Raw genomic sequence first — 1281 nt, forward strand, 5'->3', positions numbered from 1 at the left:
CTCGCGGCCTACGAGAGCGGCTACCTCGGCTTCGCCCCGCAAAGGGAGCTCGCCGGGCTCGGCGTCGAGTGCGTCGTCGCCGCGGTCTCGAAGATCCCCAGGTCGGCCGCCGACTCGGCCTCCAAGAACGACAGGAACGACGCCGCCAGGATGGCCAAGGCGATACTCGCCCACGACATCTCCCCCGTATGGGTCCCCTCCCCCGAGGTCGAAGGCATCAGGGACCTCGCCGGCGCCTACGACGGGGCGACCGCGCGCCTGGCGACCGCCAAGCAGCGGCTGCTCGCCTTCCTCGCAAAGCGGGGGTTCGTCTACGGCGGCACCACGCCCGCCGGCAACCCGAGGAAGTACTGGACCTACGACTTCCTGAGGTGGCTCGACAAGGTCAGGCCGGAGGACGATGGCGGGGTTCGGACGCTCGCCGCCCTGAGGAACGAGGTCGAGGCCGCGGCGGAGGCCCGGGCGGACCTGCTCTCCGAGTACAGGGCCGCCGTGGATGCCAGCCCGATCGCCGCGGAGGTGGCCGCCCTCCAGTCGATCAAGGGCTGCGCCTTCGCGCTGGCCGCGGCCTTCTCGGCCGAGGTCGGCGACTTCACGAGGTTCCGTTCCGGAAGGCAGGTCACGGCCTATTTCGGCCTCGCGCCGAGTCAGAGGTCGAGTGGCGACTCCGTGCGGCTCGGAGGCATCAGCGGTGCGGGCAACGCGCTCGTGAGGAAGCTGGCCGTTGAGGGTTCATGGTGCTACGCCGCGGCACGGCACCAGCCGAAGCTCATGCCAAGGGACACGGGCGTGCCCCTCGAGATAAGGATGCACGGGAGGAAGGGGTCCGAGCGGCTCCTGCGGCGGCGCGAGGAGATGCTCGCCCGCGGCATGCCCGCGGCGAAGGCCAACGCGGCCACCGCGGCCGAGCTCGTGAGGTGGCTTTGGGCCCTCGGCATGATGTGCCGGGAGGGCGCGGAATAGACATAGCCCCCCGTCCCGGCGAGCCGGGCGGCCTTCGGGGATACCCCCTATTTCGCTGTGCGCGCGGAGCCCTCCGCATGCGCCTCGACAGACTTGGGGAACCTCGCCGAAGGAATGGAGTGCGGGCCGACAGAACGGTATCCGCGGATATGAGACTGAGCCGAAGGCGTCGATGACATGCCGGGGGCGGACCGGGACGGGTTCAACGGCAGGCCCCGCCGACCGATTGCAAGCGGTCGGCGGGGCCATTGTGGCTCTTGACAGCGGATTGGGTCATATGAGCGAAAACCCGCCAGAGCGAGCAAGGTGCCTTGAAGC

General features: G+C 69.9%; 1 protein-coding gene. It reads left to right on the forward strand.

The genetic code is table 11. From position 1 onward, the window contains the following. On the forward strand, window positions 1–963 hold a 963-nt coding region (locus ACTQWD_RS08665), incomplete at its 5' end, for an IS110 family transposase (RefSeq protein ID WP_441559746.1). Window positions 964–1281: the final 318 nt, after the last annotated feature.

The sequence above is a fragment of the Collinsella sp. LCP19S3_B6 genome (assembly GCF_052121815.1).
Taxonomy (GTDB): domain Bacteria; phylum Actinomycetota; class Coriobacteriia; order Coriobacteriales; family Coriobacteriaceae; genus Collinsella.